We start from the raw sequence: 16,184 nt of genomic DNA, 5'->3' as shown, positions 1-16,184 counted from the left end.
GTCAGGCCTCCTGCCGGCGCAGCAGCGTGGTCGCGGAAACGACGATGAGAATGAGCACGCCCTGGACGCCGCTGACCAGCGTGCTCGAAATGTTCAGCAGCTGGAAACCATTGACCAGGAAGCCGACCAAAAGGGCCGAAAGCAGCGTCCCGGTGATCGTCGGAATCAGCCGGCGCGAAAAGACCGAGCCGAGCAGGGCCGTCACGACGACGGGCAACAGCATCTCGCCAGCACCGGTCGTGCTGCCGCTCAGATAGGAAACCGACAGGATGCCGGCGATGCCGCCGGAGACGCCGCTGGCGACGAAGGCGCCGGCCAGCAGCCGGCGAAGCGGCAGACCGGCGGCACGCGCCGCATCCGGAAACTCACCGACGGCATAGAGGCGCAGGCCAAGCGGCGTATATTGCGCGATCGCCGTGGTGATCGTCGTGAAGCCGAGGAGCACATAGGCAAGAACCGGGATGCCGAAAGGATCCGAGGCCGAGAGCGCCGACAGGAAAGGCGTCGAGGCCGGCAGGACCGTATTGCCGGTCAGCACCAATTCCAGGCCGGCGACGACGTTCATGACGGCCAGCGTGGCCAGCAGCGGCACGATGCCGGCATAGACGACGGCAATGGCATTGACCGTGCCGATCAGCCCGCCGGTGAGGATTGTCGCGGCGATCGCCGTCGCATCGCCGTAGCCGAGTTGCGTCAGGCTCGCATAGACGGCGGCGCTGAGGCCCATATTGGCCGCGAGCGACAGGTCGATGCCGCCGGTGACGACATTGGAGCCGCCGGCAATCAGCACGATCGTCAACCCGATGGCAAGCACACCGGAGATGGCCGATTGGCCAAGCACGTTGCCGATATTGCCGATGCTGAGGAAATAGGGTGCGGTCAGCGAGAAGATGAGCAGGATGGCGGCAAATGCGATCAGCGATCCGAAGCGCAATGCCGCAGCCGCAATATTGCCGGCCGGCCGGAGAGGCGGTTCCGCAGCGGAAAAAACGGAAGGCGCGAATTCCACTTCAGCCGACATGGCGTTGTCCCTCGGATGATCCGGTCGATTGAGCCAGCACCGCATCTGCCGTGGTCTGCGACGAGATGAATTCCCGCACCACGCGACCCCGGAAGAGCACCAGGATGCGATCGGTGATACCGACGAGTTCGGGCAGATCCGAAGACAGCACGATGACGCCGGCGCCACGCGACGCGAGTTCGCCGATCAGCGTATAGATCTCGACCTTGGAGCCGATATCGACCCCGACCGTTGGCTCGTCGAGCAGATAGACCTCGGAATGGCGGCTCAGCCACTTGGCGATGGCGATCTTCTGCTGGTTGCCGCCCGAAAGCGTGCGCAGCAGGGCATCGCGCCCATTGGTCTTCACCTGCAGCCGCGCAATCAAAGCGTCCACTTCTCTCTGTTCGCGTCTGCGATCGAGAAAGCCGAAACGGGTGAAGCGGCCAAGGCTCGAAAGGCTGATATTTTCCGCGACGCCGAGGTCGAGCGCGAACCGTGGCGACGCCGATCTTCCGGCACCAGGGCGATCTCGCGGCCGGCCGCCTGGGTGGGATTGGTGAAACGGGCCGCCTTGCCGCTGATTTCGATATGGCCGGAAGCCGGGGTCTCCAGACCGAAGAGCGTGCGGACCAGCTCCTTTGCGCCGGAGCCGAGCAGGCCGGTGAGGCCGAGCACCTCGCCGCGGCGAAGCGTGAAACTGATGTCGCTATATTTCCCTGGCGCCGACAGCTGCTCGACCTTGAGGATGTCTTCGCCCGGTGTCACCTGCGGCTTTGGAAACATCTTCTTGATATCACGTTCGACCATCAGCCGCGCAATCGCACCGGCCGAAGTCTCCCCGATCGGCACGGAGGCGACGTCGAGCCCATTGCGCAGCACAGTGACGTGATCGCAGAGCTCTTCGATTTCGTTCAGGTAATGCGAGATATAGATGATGGTGACGCCTTCGTCGCGCAGACGGCGGATCAACCGGAAGAGGATATCGGCCTCGCGGCGCACCAAGGCGGCCGTCGGCTCGTCGAAGACGAGCACCTTCGGCTGATTGAGGAGCGCGCGGGTGATTTGCACGATCTGCTTTTCGGCAGTCGACAATTCGCCGATCAAGGCGGCGTTTGGCAACCGGATACCGAAATAGTCGTTGAGAATGTCAGATGCCCGGCGCTGCATCAGTCGCCGGTCGAGGAACGGCGTGCCCGATATTCGCGGCTCCCGACCAAGGAACAGGGCTTCGCCAACGGTGAAGGTTGGCACCAGCAGCCGATCCTGGTGAATGAAATGGATGCCAAGCTCTTCGGCAAGATGCGGTGTCAGCCTGTCGAATGTTTGCCCTTCGATCTCGATCCGGCCGCCATCCGGTTGATGAAGACCGGCAAGCAGCTTGATCAGCGTCGACTTGCCGGCGCCGTTCTGGCCGACGAGACCGTGGATGGTGCCGCGCCTGACGATCAGCGACGCACCGGCAAGCGCCTGCGCACCGCCGAAATGCTTGACGATGCCTTCAAAGCGGATGATGTCGTCGCGTGCCGTCACCGGCTGCTTCAACGAAATGGCCGTCATGTCGATCTCTCCGGGCGGGCAGATTGCGAGCGATCCGGCGATGACCGGATCGCTCGTGTTCAGGGTCAGCCGATGCCGAGTTTCTTGGTGACTTCGCCGACATTGGTCTTGTTGGCGAGCAGGGCCGGAACATAGGTTTCGCGCGGCAGGGTCTGGCCGGCGAGCAGCTTGGCGACATTGCGGATGGCGGTGCGGCCGATTTCCGCCGGCTGCTGGGCGACATCGGCGCCGGCCGGCGAATTCGGATCGGCGATGAGCTGCAGCACTTCCGGGCTGCCATCGACGCCGTAGGTGCGGATCTCGGTCCGCCCGGCGGCTGCCAAAGCCTGGGTCGCGCCAAGCTGCGGAATGTCCCAAGCCGACCAGATCGCCTTGATCGAACCCTTTTCCGGATATTTGTTGAGGATGGCCGTGATCTGCGTGAAGGCATCCTGCACAGTATTCGGGATGACGTCGCGCAGTTCCGGCTGGAGGATTTTCACCTTCGGGAAATATTTGACGACATTGACCAGCTGGTCGTAGCGGATCGCGCAGGGCGTTACGCCGTAGAAGCCGTTGAAGACGACGATATTGCCTTCGCCGCCGATATCGGAGACGAGCTGCAGCGCCAGGTCCTTGCCGATGCCCCAGTTATCGGAAGTGGTGTTGTTGATCGAATTGGTCGAACCGACGTCGACGCTCAGAACCGGGATTCCGGCATCGCGCGCCTTCTTCAGCCAGGGATCGATGACGCTGAGCGTGCCGAGGATTTGAACGATCGCATCCGGCTTCTGGGCAATCAGTGTCTGCAGCTGCGAGACCAGCTTGCCGTCATTGCGACCGGCATCGACGGCGATCGGCTCGCCGCCGAGGCGCTTTACCTCTTCGATCTGGGCATTATAGGCCTGCAGATCGAAGAAGTGATCGGTGCCGGTTGCGCTGATGGCGATACGCTTGCCTTTCAGCTACAGTTCTTCTATAGATTAAATAGATTAATGCCGGTGGATAGGAACGAATTTCCAAAAGAACGATCTCCGGGGGAAAGAGTGGACGGAATTAAAGCTCATCCCTGGCCGCGGTTTCCCGCGACCAGGGATGATTTCGGAGGCCTCGGCGGTTTTCAGAGCGGTCGATGAGTCTGCAGCCACCGATCAAGAAGAACATGCACTGCATAATTCTTGCGCATGCGACCAAAGTTGCCGAAGGCGAACTCCTGCCAGGCCGCGGTGCCGTGCGGCGCGACAGCAGGCGTAAAATCACGATTTAATGGGTACCGTTGGGTTTTGGGCTGCGACGTTGATATCTAGCGCAACGCTTGGCTCCACTTGGCGCGCAACTTGCCTCTCTGCTGCCAGGGAGAATGAAACAATGCCCGATATCGACCCGCAGATTTTCTCAATAAGCCGGCCATCCCTCGGAGGCTACAAGGCCTTCGTTCAACGCGACATGATCGTTGAGACCTATCGCAGCGCCGCGGGGCAAATGGTTTCGAGGGGCTCCCTTCATAGAATTTCGATCAACCGCACGGCGCACGGCAAATATGCCTATCGGCTTGGAAGCGGGGCGTTCCGCAAAGTTGAGAGGCCGCCGTTCACCCTGGGATTTCAACCGGCCGCCACGGTCCTCGAAGTCGATGGCGATGCAGCGGATTATATCTCGATCTTCCAGTCACCTGCGCTCTACAGCGGCATAGGCGGCTCTCGCTTCGATCCCGAGCATTGGGATAGTGACGCGCTCAGCGCGACGACTGATCCGACAACGCTGCAGGTCGCGCTTTCCCTTGCATTTGCCGCCGAGAAGACCGGGTGCGACGACCCGCTTTTGATGCAGCATCTGGGGATGGCGCTCGCCTGTTGCGTCGTAAAACTGCTGGGCGCCAAACCTGAAGCCGGCGATCGTCCGCTGACATCGGACAATCTCCGGCGTGTGATCGATTACATCGAGAACCTGCTTGGCAAATCCGATCTGAGTGTCGAGGAGCTGGCCGGGGTGGCCCATATGAGCCCCTTTCACTTCAGCCGGGAATTCAAACGGGCAGCCGGCATGGCGCCGCATCGCTTCGTTCTCGAACGCAGGATCGAGCGGGCGCGACTTTACCTCGCCGATAGCAAGGAGACGCTCGCAAACATCGCTTATGCCACAGGCTTTTCCAGCCAGGCGCATTTCTCCAGCGTCTTTCGCCGTCTGATGGGGGCGACCCCGAAGGAATACCAGCGTTCGGTCCGTCTTTGAGACGGCTCTTGCCGATGACAGATCAGCAGCTTTGCGAAAGACAACCGCACGAATTTGAAATCTCTTGAGGCTGCGGTCTGCGAGGCTTTTCCCATCAGGAGGCCCATATGACCGCTTTTGCCCAAACCAATCCGATTACCGACATTTGCTTCCTGGTCGAGGATATCGACAAAGCATCGGCTTTCTATGTCGAGCGTCTTGGCTTCAAACCACGCCGCCGTGCTCCCGGCTTTGCCGATTTCAAAGGGGCGGGCGTGACGCTGGCGCTCTGGGAGATCGAGCATATTGCCGAGAATACCGGTGTCTCAAGCCGCCGTGCCCCTCCAGGTGCGCACAAGGCCTGCGCGGCCATCGAGCTCGCCTCGCCAGAGCAGGTCGATGCTGCCTATGCGGAGCTCAAAGCTGCGGGCGTGCTCTTCCACGCGCCGCCGCAGGACTATGTCTGGAACGCGCGATGCGTCTATTTCGCCGATCCTGACGACAATCTCTGGGAAATCTATGCGTGGTCCGCAGGTGGCCCGATCGGTGACATCGGCCCGCAATAGCGAAGCGCAATCGGCCGGTCGTCCAACAATCCAACAATGGGAAAGGCAAGCAAATGAACGGGGATGACAAGCAAATCGTGGTCGGCAGGCGTACCGTCCTGAAGGGCGGAGCCTTTGCCCTTGCTGCAGCGACGGCAGGGATCAGCGTGTTCGTGCCGCGTCACTCCAAAGCCGCCGCATCCAAGGTCGTCATCAAATATGACTGGCTGATGAGCAACGGACAGATCGGCGATATCGTCGCAGTCAAGCAGGGCCTGTTCCAGGCCGAGGGTCTCGAGGTCGAGTTTTCCCCCGGCGGTCCCAATTCGGCAACGGTGCCGCCCGTGATCACGGGTGATGCGCAACTCGGCCAATTCTCGGATTCGGCACAGCTTCTTCTGGCCAGGTCATCCGGCGTGCCGATCAAGATCTTCGCCTGCGGTTTCCGCATGGCGCCTTTCGCCTTCTATTCGCTGCCGAAGGCGCCGATCCGCACCGTCAAAGACATGATCGGCAAGCGCATCGGCATCCAGCCGACGGCCCGTTATGTGCTCGATGCCATCCTGCTGAAGAACAATATCGATCCTTCCAGCCTGACTATCACCAATATCGGCTTCGACATGACGCCGCTGATGACCGGCCAGGTCGATGCCGTGACCGGATGGATCACCAACACACAGGCCCTTTCCATCATCGGCCCCGACCGCATCGATCTGATGATGAAGGACACGGGCCTGCCCTCCTATGCCAATGTCTATTTCGCCACCGACGATGCCGTGAGCGGCCATGCCGAGACGCTGGCAAAGGTGCTGCGTGCCGTCGCCAAGGGCTGGGCCTGGACGCATGAACATCCTGAAGAGGCGGTCAAATTGACGGTGGAGGCCTATCCGCAGCTCGACCTTGCCGTGGAGCTGAAGACGGTGCCGCGCATATTGTCACTGAGCTTCGACGCAGCGACCGGCAAGGATGGTTGGGGCAGCTTTGATCCGGCCGCCCTTGGCGAGCAGATTTCCGTTTACGACAAGATCGGTCAGTTCAAGAGCGGCGCTCCGAAGCTGGAGGACTGCTATACGACTGAGATACTCGACATGACGGCGGGTGACCGCCCGAAGATTGCGTGAGAGCGAATTTGCCTGAAGCAGCGGCCATCGAAACCAAGGATCTGGCTGTCGGGTATGCTGGCACCGCCGAGACGACCCGCATTCTGTCCGGCGTCGACCTCAGCGTCGGCAGGGGCGAGTTTCTGACCATTCTCGGCCCTTCCGGCTGCGGCAAGTCGACCTTGCTGCGTGCGGTGGCGGAACTTCTTCCGCCGCTTGACGGGCGGCTGTCGGTGCTCGGCAGGACAGCGTCGGAGGCGCGCCGGCGGCGCGAGGTCGCCTTCGTCTTTCAGGACGCAACGCTGCTGCCGTGGCGAACTGTGAGGGAGAATGTCGCGCTGCCGCTGCAGGTGGGGAAGAAGAGCGTCTCGCGATCGGTCGATCCGCGGCCCGACCACTGGATCGAACTGGTCGGCCTGTCGCATCTGGCCGATCGCTATCCGCATCAATTGTCCGGGGGCCAGCGCCAACGCGTCGCCATAGCGCGCGCGCTTCAATGCGAGCCGGATATCCTGCTCATGGACGAACCCTTCGGTGCGCTCGACGAGATCACCCGTGAACGACTGAACGACGAGCTTCTGGACGTCTGGCGCCGGACCGGCACGACCATCCTGTTTGTCACCCACAGCGTCGTCGAGGCGATCTATCTCGGCGGACGCGTGCTGGTCCTGGCGGCCAATCCGGGCCGCGTTCAGGCGCTGATCGACCTTGCACCGCTGAAAGACGAGCGTGGGCTCTGTCGGCGCGAGAGCCTCGATGTCCAGGAGACCGCCGCCCATCTGCGCCAATTGCTGCAGCAGGGGAGTTCGGCTGCATGATGCATCGTCCGTTGTCATTCGCCGAGGCAATCGGCCTTCCTGTGATCGGCGCCCTCTCGCTGCTTTTCGCCTGGCAATGGCTGGTGCCAGCGCTCGGTATTCCGGCCTATATTGTTCCAACACCGCTGGCGATCCTGCGCACGCTCGGAACGGAATGGCGCTTCCTTCTGTCGAATGCGATCCCGACGTGGGGTGAGGCGGGCCTCGGCTTCCTCCTGGGCAACAGTCTCGCCGTGATCATTGCAATTGCCTTTGTCTATAATCCGCGCTTCCAGGCCGCCTATTTTCCCGTTGTCCTGCTCTTCAACACCATTCCCGTGCTGGCGCTCGCGCCGATCATCATCCTCATCTTCGGCCTCGGCATGCTGCCGAAGGTAATCATTGCCGCTCTGATCTGCTTCTTCCCAACCCTGGTGAATACCGCCCGGGGCCTCAATCTGGCTACTGCGAGCGAGCTTGACCTGATGCATGTGCTTTCGGCGAGCGGGTGGGAGACGTTCTGGCGCCTGCGCGCCCCACGGTCTGCCCCCTTGCTTTTTGCGTCGCTGCGCATTTCGGCAACCACCTGTGTGATCGGCGCGATCGTCGGGGAGTGGATCGGTTCGAACCAGGGGCTGGGCGCTGTCATCATCCAGTCGACATTCAACTATCAGGCGGAAAGGCTTTTTGCCGCCGTCGTGCTCGCCTCTTTCTCCGGCATCGTCTTTTTTGCCGCTGTTGCCCAGATCGAGCGGATTTTCCGTCGGCTGCAGCCGGGGCAGAGCTGAAAGCGTTCAATGCGGGCGCCGCAACGCTGACGCTTTCCAGAATATGACAAGGCCTCCCGGTGTTATCTGCGGGAAGCCTTGTCCGTTGCTACTCCTCCATGCTCTCACTGATGTCGAAGAGATCGATGCCATGGGTGTCGAACCACCAGTCGGGACTCATCTCGGAATGGCGTTCACGCAGACGCAGATATTTGGCGCGCAGCCGCTTCTGGCGCTCGACCTCTTCCTTGAAGAAGGGGTGATCGAGCGTGCCGCCCATCTTGTGGATGCGACGGAGCAGTTTTCGCAAGACATATCCCTGCTCCTTATTACTCGGCCGGTAGCCGCTTTCCACGATTGTCATGACTGTCTCGCACAGTGTCCCAAGCGCATCGTCTTGCGGCGTGCCGTTGACGATCATGTCGAGCCGTTCTGCGCCGAAGCCGACGTCGATGCAGGTTCCGAGCGGATTGACGATGTTTCCGATCTCGACGCCATCCTTGTAAAACTCGGTGCAGTATCCGCTGATGCTGCCATCGCTCCACATGCATTCCGGATCCGGCATGATGGGCACGCGCCCACCATAGAGCGGCGTCCATTCCACCAGGCGGTCCGGATGGATCGTTACATGATCCGGCACGAGCCCCAGCGTTCCCAGAAATTCGAGCCAGAAATCGATGGCGTTGCCGACGGTCATTTCCCTGAAGGAGAAAAGGCCGAGCATGGTGAAATGGAGAAGATGGGTTCCGTCGCCGATCTCGTCGAGGTCGCCCATGCGCAGGCAAGCCTGGCTGTTTGCGACGGTTCCACTATGGGAGGGATCGGAGAAGAGGGGCTTGTACTGCTGCATTCCAGCGCTGCAGAAGAGCGTGGTATCATCATGCGGCCGTACGGATTGGATGCGTATGAAATCGATGCCTTTGGAAAGGCAGAACTGTTGATATTGCTGGATCAGGCGTCCCGCGGTGACATAGGCAACCTCCTTCGTTGTTCGTGTGCCTTTGGAAAAGATAGTGGTCTCCGGCGTGCACGGCAACCTGCCGCTATCGAAGATAAGCCGAATGGCGCTCTTGAAGATTGGCTCAATTGAGACTAAATATAGCCTCAAGTGGGAAGGAGCTTTGCCATGATGGGATTTGCAGTCATCGCCGACGTTCTCGGATTGCCCGCCAGGGAACCCGCATCGCGCTCAGCCTTTGGCCTGCTCTCCAGCATTGAGGAAGGCTTGCCGGTCAAGGCGCTTGATCGCATGGCGCTGCTTCTGGCGCCTGATGATACCCAGTTCAAATATAGGCTCGTTCCAAAGGCCACCTATGAGCGGCGCAAGACCAAGCATCGGCTCTCCTCCGACGAGGGCATAAAGCTCGCCCGTCTGGCGCGCGTCTGGGGATCGGCGCTCGATGTCTGGCAGACCGAGACCGAGGCACGTGATTTCCTGTTTCGGCCGCATGCAATGCTGGAGGACAGGCGGCCAATCGACGTGGTCATCCAGAGCGAGATCGGCGGCGAGCTCGTGCTCGATATTCTCGGAAGCCTGAAATACGGCAGCGCTGCGTGAGCGCACAGGTTCTTGACCGCATACTGACATCCGTCCGCATCGGAGATCCCAACGGAAGCTATCCGATCTTCGACGCCACTGGCTCGACCATCGCGCCGGGACGGTGGAACATGTCGGGCAGCCCGATCATCTATACGAGCGAGCACTATTCGACGGCGCTGCTGGAAAAGCTCGTCCATGGCAGCGGGCGGCTGCCGCCCAACCAGCACTATGTCACGATCACCCTGCCGCGTGGGCTAAGCTACGAAGTCTTCTCCGAGCCCGCGCTGCCCGGCTGGGACAGCATGCCGGCTGTTGTCAGCAAGGCTTTCGGCGAAAAATGGTGCCAGGAAAAACGCAGCGCCATCCTGCTGGTCCCAAGCGTCGTCGCCCGAGTCGACCGCAACATATTGATCAATCCGGCCCATCCGGAATTCGCCTCGATCGCGGTAAGCCTCCACCAACCGGTCTTCTGGGATCGTCGCTTGTTCGGCATGTGATGGGGAGGGCCCTTCAGTCAGCGCTCCTGCATCCCCGATCGGGATCACGCTCTGGAGCTCCTTTGCGGGCTGGCCTTCAAGCTGCTGTGCATCGGGCTCCGGAATGGCATCGGTCGCGAGCCCCGGCAATCTTACCGTTGAGGATGCCAGGCACTTAGTAAATTGGGAATCATGGACCGAAAAGAACCCATCGTCCGTTGTAGCAGAATGTACATTGCGCCTTGGCTTGCCATCGCGAACCCTGAAATTCCCGGTTAGATAAAACGAAATTTACTGCGACAATATAATCGCCCCACACGCGGTCAGCAGTACTCCGAATCCGAAAATCATGAACGGAGTACCGAAACAAACCCTTGATTTGTTCGAAACTAGATCTTTTTCGTCGGTTGAATCGCCATTATACAACCTAATCCCGACGTTGCTGTCTAAATCAAAGCTCCAATTATTTCTTTTATAGAATATAACCTCTCGAACTTCCTGAATAACCAAAAATAAAACCACAATCGACAAGATTATCGTGCCGACAACAGCGCCACCGGTATCAAGATATTTCTCTGCTGAAAACATTTTCTTCCCTTTAGGTGCCGCCAGACTGGGTTTCTGCGGTGAGCGCTGCTTCGACTACTCACGCGTCCGTCTCCCATGGATTTATCACCGCTGCGCCGGTGTCATCGAAATCACCGACATTGCGAGTGACGACAATCAGATCATGAACGATCGCGGTTACGGCGATCAGCCCGTCGATATCGCCACGCGGCCGGATGCCGGCGATACGGCCCCATTCGACGGCGATCTCGTCGGTCACCGGCAGGATCCGGTCGCCATGATCATAACGCAGCTTGCGTAGCCACTCGGCGAGATGCGCCGCGGTCTTCGGATCCGATTTCTGTTTGAGGGCAATGCCGCGCATGATCTCGCCAAGCGTCAGCGCGCTCAGGTGGATGGTGAGCGGATCGACGGAGCGCAGCCAGGAGACCGCCTGCGGCGTGCCGCGTCGCGCCTCCGAGATGATGTTGGTGTCGACCAGATACATCAGAAGGCAACGTCGCGGCTTGGCGTCTTGTTGCGTGCTTCGACCGCATCGGCGAACTCATCGTCCCAGGCGGGGCCACCGAGAAGGTCGTCGACGAGCGTCGGCCTGCCGGCGCGCAAGGCGTCATAGTCGCGGGCGGACAAAACGACGGCCGTGCGCTCGCCACGCACGGTCACTACCTGCGGCCCTTCTTGTCGGGCCTTCTGCACGACCTTCGAAAATTGGTTTTTGGCGTCCTGCAGTTGCCATTCCATCGATTCCGCTCCTAGCTAGACTGTCTAGCTATGTAGGCAGCGGAATGCTTGTACGTCAACGGCGGGACGTTCCTGAACGACAGAGTCCGGTTCTGCTATGAGGTGTCATAACAAAGTTCGACATCGTTGTGTTGGTGATCGGCGCCTGTCGGTCTTACTGGAAGCCGCGATCACGCTCTCTGCCGCGGCGAGCGGGCCATCAGCCTAGCATAGGCGATGGCCGAGAGCATGTTGACGTGGTTTGCCTTGCCGGTGCCGGCAATGTCAAAGGCGGTGCCATGATCGACCGAGACGCGGTCGATCGGCAGGCCGAGCGAGACGTTGACCGCCGTGTCGAAGGCGACGAGCTTGATCGGGATATGACCCTGGTCGTGATACTGGGCGATGACCAGATCGAAGGCGCCGTTATACGCGCGGGCAAACACCGTATCGGCCGAGATCGGCCCGACGACGTCGATGCCCTTTGCCTGCGCCTGCTCGACGGCGGGCGCCAGGAATTCCGCGTCCTCGGTGCCGAACAGGCCGTTTTCGCCGCAATGGGGATTGAGGCCGGCGACGGCGATGCGCGCCTTGCGGCCGAGCCGCAGGAAATGCCGGTGGCCGGCTTCGATGGTTGCCAGCACCCGCTCGGTCTTGGCGCGCTCGATCGCACCCTTCAGCGAGATATGGGTGGAGACGTGGATGGTGTTCAACCGCTCGGAGGCGAGCAGCATGAAGGAGCTCTTCGAGCCGGTGAGATGCGCGAGCAGCCCGGTATGGCCGTCATGGTGATGGCCGGCGAGGTTCATCGCCTCTTTGTTGATCGGCGCGGTGACGATGACGTCGGCTTGACCCGACATGGCGAGATCGACGGCGCGGGTGATGTAGCGCACCGAGGCATCGCCGGCGACGGGGCTGACCTTGCCGATTTCGGGGAGGGCAGCGCCGAGCGCGACTTCGTCGACGGCGATCCTGCCGTCACCGAGTGCATCGGCAGGTCCGAACCGCAGTCCGGTGCCGCTGACGCGGTCGGCGCGCTCCAGCGCTTCGACATTGCCGACGATGACGAAATCGCGGCGCTCTTCTCTTGGAAGGGCTGCCAAGGCCTTGACGATCACCTCGGGGCCGACGCCGGCCGGATCGCCGAGCGTTACCGCGACTTTAGCATTCCTGTCCATCGATCGAATTCCTCCTGAAAACTTTGTGGCCTAGAACGCGGCTGCGTAAATCGAGCGAATGTCGGCGCGCGAGAGATCGCGCGGATTGTTATCGAGCAGACGGCGAATGGCAAAGGCGTCATCGGCCATGGCGTCGAGGTCGCTTTCCGGCACGCCGAGACCGGAGAGCTTCATCTCGATGCCGAGTTCGGCGCAGAAAGCGTAAGCCGCATCGAAGACGGAGGTGACGTTCCCGGAGGTTTCACGCCCAAGCGCTTCCATTACCGCCTTGGTTTTCTCAGGCGCGGACGGTGTATTGAAGGCGAGAACATGCGGAAAAATCAGCGCATTGGCTGCGCCATGGGCGACATGCCAGCGCGTGCCGAGGGGATAGGCGAGCGCATGGCCGCCGGCAGTGTTGACCGGGCCGAGGCAGAAGCCGCCGTAAAGCGAGGCGAGCGAGAGGCCGGCGCGCGCTTCGGCGTCATTGCCGTCCTTGACGGCGCGGGCGAGATATTTGCCGACGAGGCGGGTTCCCTCGATCGCATAGATGTCGACCATCGGATGGGCCTTGCGGTTGGTGAAGGCCTCGACGCAATGGGCCATGGCATCGACGCCGGTTGCCGCCGTCGTGCGGGCCGGGACGCTGAAGGTCAAAGCAGGATCGATGACGGCGATATCGGCCAGCATATGCAGGCTTTCCACGGCAAGCTTTGCCATCGTCGCCGGATCGGTGATGAGCGCGCGGATGCCGGCCTCGCTGCCGGTGCCCGATGTCGTCGGCACTTGGGCAAGCGCGACCTTGCGCGGCCCATGCACTTTGTTCGGACCGACGACCTCCCGCAGCGTCTGGGCGGAACCGGCAAGCACTGCGGCGAGTTTTGCCAGATCCATGGCGCTGCCGCCGCCGAAGCCGACGATCAGTTCGGCATCGGCGGCGTTTGCCGCCGCCAGGACCTTTTCGAGATTGGCCGTATCCGGTTCAGGCGTCACTTCGGCAAAGACCGTAACCTCGCCCTTCAGCTCCAGCACGTCGACGCGCGAAGCGTTGAAGGCATCGGAGATGACGAGCGTGCGCCGATAGCCCTTTTCATCAGCCCATTTGCCAAGCTTTCCCGCCGTGCCGACCCCGAATTCGATCAGATGCGGCCGAACTATCGTGATCGGCGAATCCCAGCTGGCCATGAACCAGTCCTCCCTGCAAGATCTTGCGGCACTATCGTCGCCCTCTTTAATGTAAAGTTGTAAGATCAATGTCAAGCCGACATTCCAGCGAGCGGAATTTTTTATCATCGGATGTGCGCTCGGCCGCGGGCTTTAAAGGCGGCGTTTCGCGCTCGTATCGATAAAGATATCAAAGTATTATTAAGTCTGTAGTGATGAAACGACATGTCAGACACCAACTAGCCATCAACTTTGCGGCGGCGGTGAATTGCCCAAACCTGTTGTCAATTTTTCTGTCAGCCAGCCCCACACCCGCTGTCATCCCGCATGCTTGCGCATGCGAGCGGATGCAGGACGACAATTTTCCGGCTGCCGCTTTGTTTACGGCAGGAATTGCCGGGCGAGGCGCACATATTTGATGGCGCGTCGGTAGTAGGTGTAGGCGATATGGAGCGTGCCGTCGCTGCCCTGGATGATCGAGGGATAGGAGAATTCGCGGTTCAGCGAATCCTTCGAATTGTTGCTGAGACAGAAGCCGTCGCCGGTATCGAGGTCGATGCGATGCGGAAAGCTCTTGCCGCCATCCCTTGATATCGCAAGGCTCAGCGGCGCGCGCGGAACACCCCAGACGGCCTTGCGTGAGCTGGTATCGGCAACGACGGCGGTCTCTCCAGCCTCGCCACTCTCTATTTCGTCGTAGAGAGACTGGCGCCGCGCGTCCGACATGGCGGCATTCGAATGGTTGTAAACCATTGCGATTGCTCCATCATTCAGGACAGTGGCCTGGATCGAGGAATTGTTGTTCGGCAATTCGGCAGGCTCGGGCGCGCTCCATGTCTCGCCGCCGTCGGATGATCGGCTGGACAGGATGTTTTCGGCGAAACGGTTGCGGTAGAAGGCGATCATCTCGTCGCCGCCAAGCGGCAAGATATTCATGTGCACCGCGCCGATACTGTCTGGAATATCGCGCATTTCCCAACTGGCGCCGCCATCACGCGACACCAGCACGGCTGCCGTATCGGCATCGCCGCTCCAGCGCTGGCCATTCAGGCCGACGCAGCGGAACACCGGAAGCAGCCAGTCGCCTTTGCCGTTGACGACGATCTGCTGGCGAATGAATGTGCCGGGGCTGTCGCAGAGGATACGAACCGGGCCGAAGGTCTGGCCGCCATCACCTGAAATCCGGCATTTGACAACCGAGCCGTCCTGATTGCCCGAGGTCTGCGAGGTATAGAGCAGCCATATTTTTCCGTCCGGAGCCTTGAAAATCAACGGGTTCTGTTCGGATTTCTCCGGATCGTCGCTCATCTTTTCCGGCACCGACCAGCGCTCGGAGCCCGGAGCCAGCCGCGACATGTAAATCGAGATATCACCCATGCCCTCCATCGTGCCACCGAACCAGACGCAGGTCAGCGTGCCGTCCCGCAGAAAGGCTAGATTTGCGGCATGGTTCTGGATGCAGGGGGAGGGCAGATAGGCATCCGCACGACCCTCGACCGTGGGGTGGGGGGCGATGACCCCGGTCATCAGGGCCGGAACGGCTTCCGAAGGCAGGCCGGTAAAACTCATGACGGATCTCCTCAAGGCAGCTTGGCGTAGCTTTCGGCGAGTGCGGCATAGTCGGCATCGCCGAGCGGCATCAACGGTGCGCGCGTGCGCTTCCAGGCGGGATTGCCGGTCTTCAGTCCCACCATCGCCTTGATTGTGGGGATCTGGACGTAGGAATTGGAAAGCGTGCGATAGGCGTTGATCCGGGCCTGTGCCGCCTCGACATCTGCGGCGCGCGCCTCGTCATGGACATGGTCGTAGACGGTGCGGAGCGAATTCGCGACGAGATTGGAGGTGGCCGTGATGCAGCCAGCACCGCCCGCCTTCAGCAACGGCAGCAGCAGCGGGTCGGCGCCCGCCAGCACCGAGAAGCCTGGATGGGCGGCGATGATCGCCTGCATGTTGTTGAAATCTCCGGCAGATTCCTTGATGCCGACGACCGTTTCCGGGAAGGCCGCAATCAGCCGCCCGATCAGCGGAATGGATAGCGGAACGCCTGAAACCTGCGGAATATGATAGAGGATGACCTGCAAGCGGGTGTCGGCGACTTTTTCCAGCACCTGCGAATAGGCGGCGAAGAGACCATCGTCGGAGACGCCCTTGTAGTAGAAGGGTGGCAGCATCACCACCTTGGTGACGCCAAGCGACAGCGCGTGCCGAGTCAATTCCACGGTCTCGGGAATGGCCACAACGCCGGTGCCCGGCAAAAGCCTGTCGGCGGGAATACCAGCCTCAAGTGCTGCTTCCAGAATGGCGCGGCGCTCGGCTCCGGAGAACGAATTGGCCTCGCCCGTCGTGCCAAGCAGCGCCACGCCATGGCATCCCTCGGCCAGCAGCTGTCGGCAATGATCGGTGAATAGTGCGAGATCGGGTGAATTGTCTGCAGTCAGCGGCGTTGCGGACGCGCTGAATACGCCTGTAATCCTGTGATGGCTCATTTTGCCCTCCTCGGCGCGTCCTGTCCGGGGATCCGTGTTCGAACGCCCGGCTGCGCATTCGATGTCATTCGTTTGTCGCCATGGAGAGCAAGAACTTTTCCATCGCCGCGCTTTT

Annotated in this window: 16 protein-coding genes and 2 pseudogenes; 7 read left to right on the top strand and 11 right to left on the bottom strand. The window is 60.8% G+C overall.

Going from position 1 to position 16,184, the window contains the following annotated elements; translation table 11 throughout:
• Position 1: 1 nt before the first annotated feature.
• From N2600_RS34205 to N2600_RS34195, 3 genes and pseudogenes are all read right to left on the bottom strand, one after another.
• Positions 2-1,021, bottom strand: coding sequence for an ABC transporter permease (locus N2600_RS34205; protein WP_260111667.1), 1,020 nt, complete (start codon positions 1,019-1,021; stop codon positions 2-4).
• Positions 1,011-2,560: pseudogene (locus N2600_RS34200) on the bottom strand (sugar ABC transporter ATP-binding protein). Before N2600_RS34200 ends, N2600_RS34205 begins: the two are co-directional and overlap by 11 nt.
• A 65-nt stretch (positions 2,561-2,625) precedes the next feature.
• A pseudogene (locus N2600_RS34195) lies at positions 2,626-3,504 on the bottom strand (sugar ABC transporter substrate-binding protein); the annotation flags it as partial.
• 403 nt (positions 3,505-3,907) lie between these two features.
• On the opposite strand from N2600_RS34195, the gene N2600_RS34190 reads away from it, so the two are divergent.
• The 5 genes from N2600_RS34190 to N2600_RS34170 all read left to right on the top strand — a co-directional run bounded on the left by N2600_RS34190 (position 3,908) and on the right by N2600_RS34170 (position 7,980).
• Positions 3,908-4,771: a helix-turn-helix transcriptional regulator gene (locus tag N2600_RS34190; protein ID WP_260111670.1), complete on the top strand. Its 864-nt coding sequence runs from the start codon at positions 3,908-3,910 to the stop codon at positions 4,769-4,771.
• 107 nt (positions 4,772-4,878) lie between these two features.
• A complete protein-coding gene (locus tag N2600_RS34185; protein WP_130676558.1) occupies positions 4,879-5,316 on the top strand; it encodes a VOC family protein in 438 nt (145 codons plus the stop codon).
• A gap of 53 nt (positions 5,317-5,369) precedes the next feature.
• On the top strand, positions 5,370-6,416 hold the full coding sequence (locus tag N2600_RS34180) for an ABC transporter substrate-binding protein (protein ID WP_260299874.1): 1,047 nt from the start codon (positions 5,370-5,372) through the stop codon (positions 6,414-6,416).
• Between the two features lie 8 nt (positions 6,417-6,424).
• A complete protein-coding gene (locus N2600_RS34175) occupies positions 6,425-7,213 on the top strand; it encodes an ABC transporter ATP-binding protein (protein WP_260111673.1) in 789 nt (262 codons plus the stop codon).
• Positions 7,210-7,980 (top strand): ABC transporter permease, encoded by a 771-nt coding sequence (locus N2600_RS34170; RefSeq protein ID WP_260111674.1) that lies wholly within the window; start codon positions 7,210-7,212, stop codon positions 7,978-7,980. The genes N2600_RS34175 and N2600_RS34170 overlap by 4 nt, the downstream gene beginning before the upstream one ends.
• An 88-nt stretch (positions 7,981-8,068) precedes the next feature.
• Here N2600_RS34170 and N2600_RS34165 read toward each other — a convergent pair whose 3' ends face one another.
• A complete protein-coding gene (locus tag N2600_RS34165; protein WP_260111675.1) occupies positions 8,069-8,995 on the bottom strand; it encodes an alanine--tRNA ligase-related protein in 927 nt (308 codons plus the stop codon).
• 90 nt (positions 8,996-9,085) lie between these two features.
• Here N2600_RS34165 and N2600_RS34160 point away from each other — a divergent pair, with 90 nt between their 5' ends.
• Complete coding sequence (locus N2600_RS34160; RefSeq protein ID WP_170280656.1) at positions 9,086-9,517, top strand: antitoxin Xre-like helix-turn-helix domain-containing protein; 432 nt, start codon at positions 9,086-9,088, stop codon at positions 9,515-9,517.
• Positions 9,514-9,996: an RES family NAD+ phosphorylase gene (locus N2600_RS34155; protein ID WP_260299873.1), complete on the top strand. Its 483-nt coding sequence runs from the start codon at positions 9,514-9,516 to the stop codon at positions 9,994-9,996. Before N2600_RS34160 ends, N2600_RS34155 begins: the two co-directional genes overlap by 4 nt.
• A 270-nt stretch (positions 9,997-10,266) precedes the next feature.
• Here N2600_RS34155 and N2600_RS34150 read toward each other — a convergent pair whose 3' ends face one another.
• From N2600_RS34150 to N2600_RS34120, 7 genes are all read right to left on the bottom strand, one after another.
• Positions 10,267-10,563, bottom strand: a complete 297-nt coding sequence (locus N2600_RS34150) for a hypothetical protein (protein ID WP_260299872.1) — start codon at positions 10,561-10,563, stop codon at positions 10,267-10,269.
• Positions 10,564-10,621: 58 nt separating this feature from the next.
• Positions 10,622-11,029 carry a type II toxin-antitoxin system VapC family toxin gene (locus N2600_RS34145; RefSeq protein WP_260299871.1) on the bottom strand — a complete coding sequence of 136 codons (408 nt, stop codon included), beginning with the start codon at positions 11,027-11,029 and terminating at the stop codon, positions 10,622-10,624.
• Entirely contained in the window at positions 11,029-11,283 is a 255-nt protein-coding gene (locus tag N2600_RS34140; RefSeq protein ID WP_011649626.1) for a type II toxin-antitoxin system Phd/YefM family antitoxin, read from the bottom strand. The genes N2600_RS34145 and N2600_RS34140 overlap by 1 nt, the downstream gene beginning before the upstream one ends.
• Before the next feature lie 170 nt (positions 11,284-11,453).
• Positions 11,454-12,440 carry a 4-hydroxythreonine-4-phosphate dehydrogenase PdxA gene (pdxA, locus tag N2600_RS34135; RefSeq protein ID WP_260299870.1) on the bottom strand — a complete coding sequence of 329 codons (987 nt, stop codon included), beginning with the start codon at positions 12,438-12,440 and terminating at the stop codon, positions 11,454-11,456.
• A gap of 30 nt (positions 12,441-12,470) precedes the next feature.
• Positions 12,471-13,604 (bottom strand): iron-containing alcohol dehydrogenase, encoded by a 1,134-nt coding sequence (locus tag N2600_RS34130; RefSeq protein ID WP_162116635.1) that lies wholly within the window; start codon positions 13,602-13,604, stop codon positions 12,471-12,473.
• 360 nt (positions 13,605-13,964) lie between these two features.
• Positions 13,965-15,152, bottom strand: a complete 1,188-nt coding sequence (locus N2600_RS34125; protein WP_260111680.1) for a sialidase family protein — start codon at positions 15,150-15,152, stop codon at positions 13,965-13,967.
• An 11-nt stretch (positions 15,153-15,163) separates the two neighbouring features.
• Positions 15,164-16,069, bottom strand: coding sequence for a dihydrodipicolinate synthase family protein (locus tag N2600_RS34120; RefSeq protein WP_260111681.1), 906 nt, complete (start codon positions 16,067-16,069; stop codon positions 15,164-15,166).
• Between the last annotated feature and the right edge of the window lie 115 nt (positions 16,070-16,184).

This window comes from Rhizobium sp. WSM1274 (genome assembly GCF_025200775.1).
GTDB lineage: Bacteria > Pseudomonadota > Alphaproteobacteria > Rhizobiales > Rhizobiaceae > Rhizobium > Rhizobium leguminosarum_I.
The sequence above is the reverse complement of the archived record's forward strand: the minus strand, read 5'-3'. Positions and strand labels throughout refer to the sequence as shown.

Coding starts and splice junctions, on each gene's coding strand:
- pdxA (WP_260299870.1), bottom strand. CDS start 12,440: ATGGACAGGAATGCTAAAGTCGCGGTAACGCTCGGCGATCCGGCCGGC.
- N2600_RS34170 (WP_260111674.1), top strand. CDS start 7,210: ATGATGCATCGTCCGTTGTCATTCGCCGAGGCAATCGGCCTTCCTGTG.
- N2600_RS34150 (WP_260299872.1), bottom strand. CDS start 10,563: ATGTTTTCAGCAGAGAAATATCTTGATACCGGTGGCGCTGTTGTCGGC.
- N2600_RS34160 (WP_170280656.1), top strand. CDS start 9,086: ATGATGGGATTTGCAGTCATCGCCGACGTTCTCGGATTGCCCGCCAGG.
- N2600_RS34120 (WP_260111681.1), bottom strand. CDS start 16,069: ATGAGCCATCACAGGATTACAGGCGTATTCAGCGCGTCCGCAACGCCG.
- N2600_RS34205 (WP_260111667.1), bottom strand. CDS start 1,021: ATGTCGGCTGAAGTGGAATTCGCGCCTTCCGTTTTTTCCGCTGCGGAA.
- N2600_RS34190 (WP_260111670.1), top strand. CDS start 3,908: ATGCCCGATATCGACCCGCAGATTTTCTCAATAAGCCGGCCATCCCTC.
- N2600_RS34145 (WP_260299871.1), bottom strand. CDS start 11,029: ATGTATCTGGTCGACACCAACATCATCTCGGAGGCGCGACGCGGCACG.
- N2600_RS34140 (WP_011649626.1), bottom strand. CDS start 11,283: ATGGAATGGCAACTGCAGGACGCCAAAAACCAATTTTCGAAGGTCGTG.
- N2600_RS34185 (WP_130676558.1), top strand. CDS start 4,879: ATGACCGCTTTTGCCCAAACCAATCCGATTACCGACATTTGCTTCCTG.
- N2600_RS34130 (WP_162116635.1), bottom strand. CDS start 13,604: ATGGCCAGCTGGGATTCGCCGATCACGATAGTTCGGCCGCATCTGATC.
- N2600_RS34180 (WP_260299874.1), top strand. CDS start 5,370: ATGAACGGGGATGACAAGCAAATCGTGGTCGGCAGGCGTACCGTCCTG.
- N2600_RS34125 (WP_260111680.1), bottom strand. CDS start 15,152: ATGAGTTTTACCGGCCTGCCTTCGGAAGCCGTTCCGGCCCTGATGACC.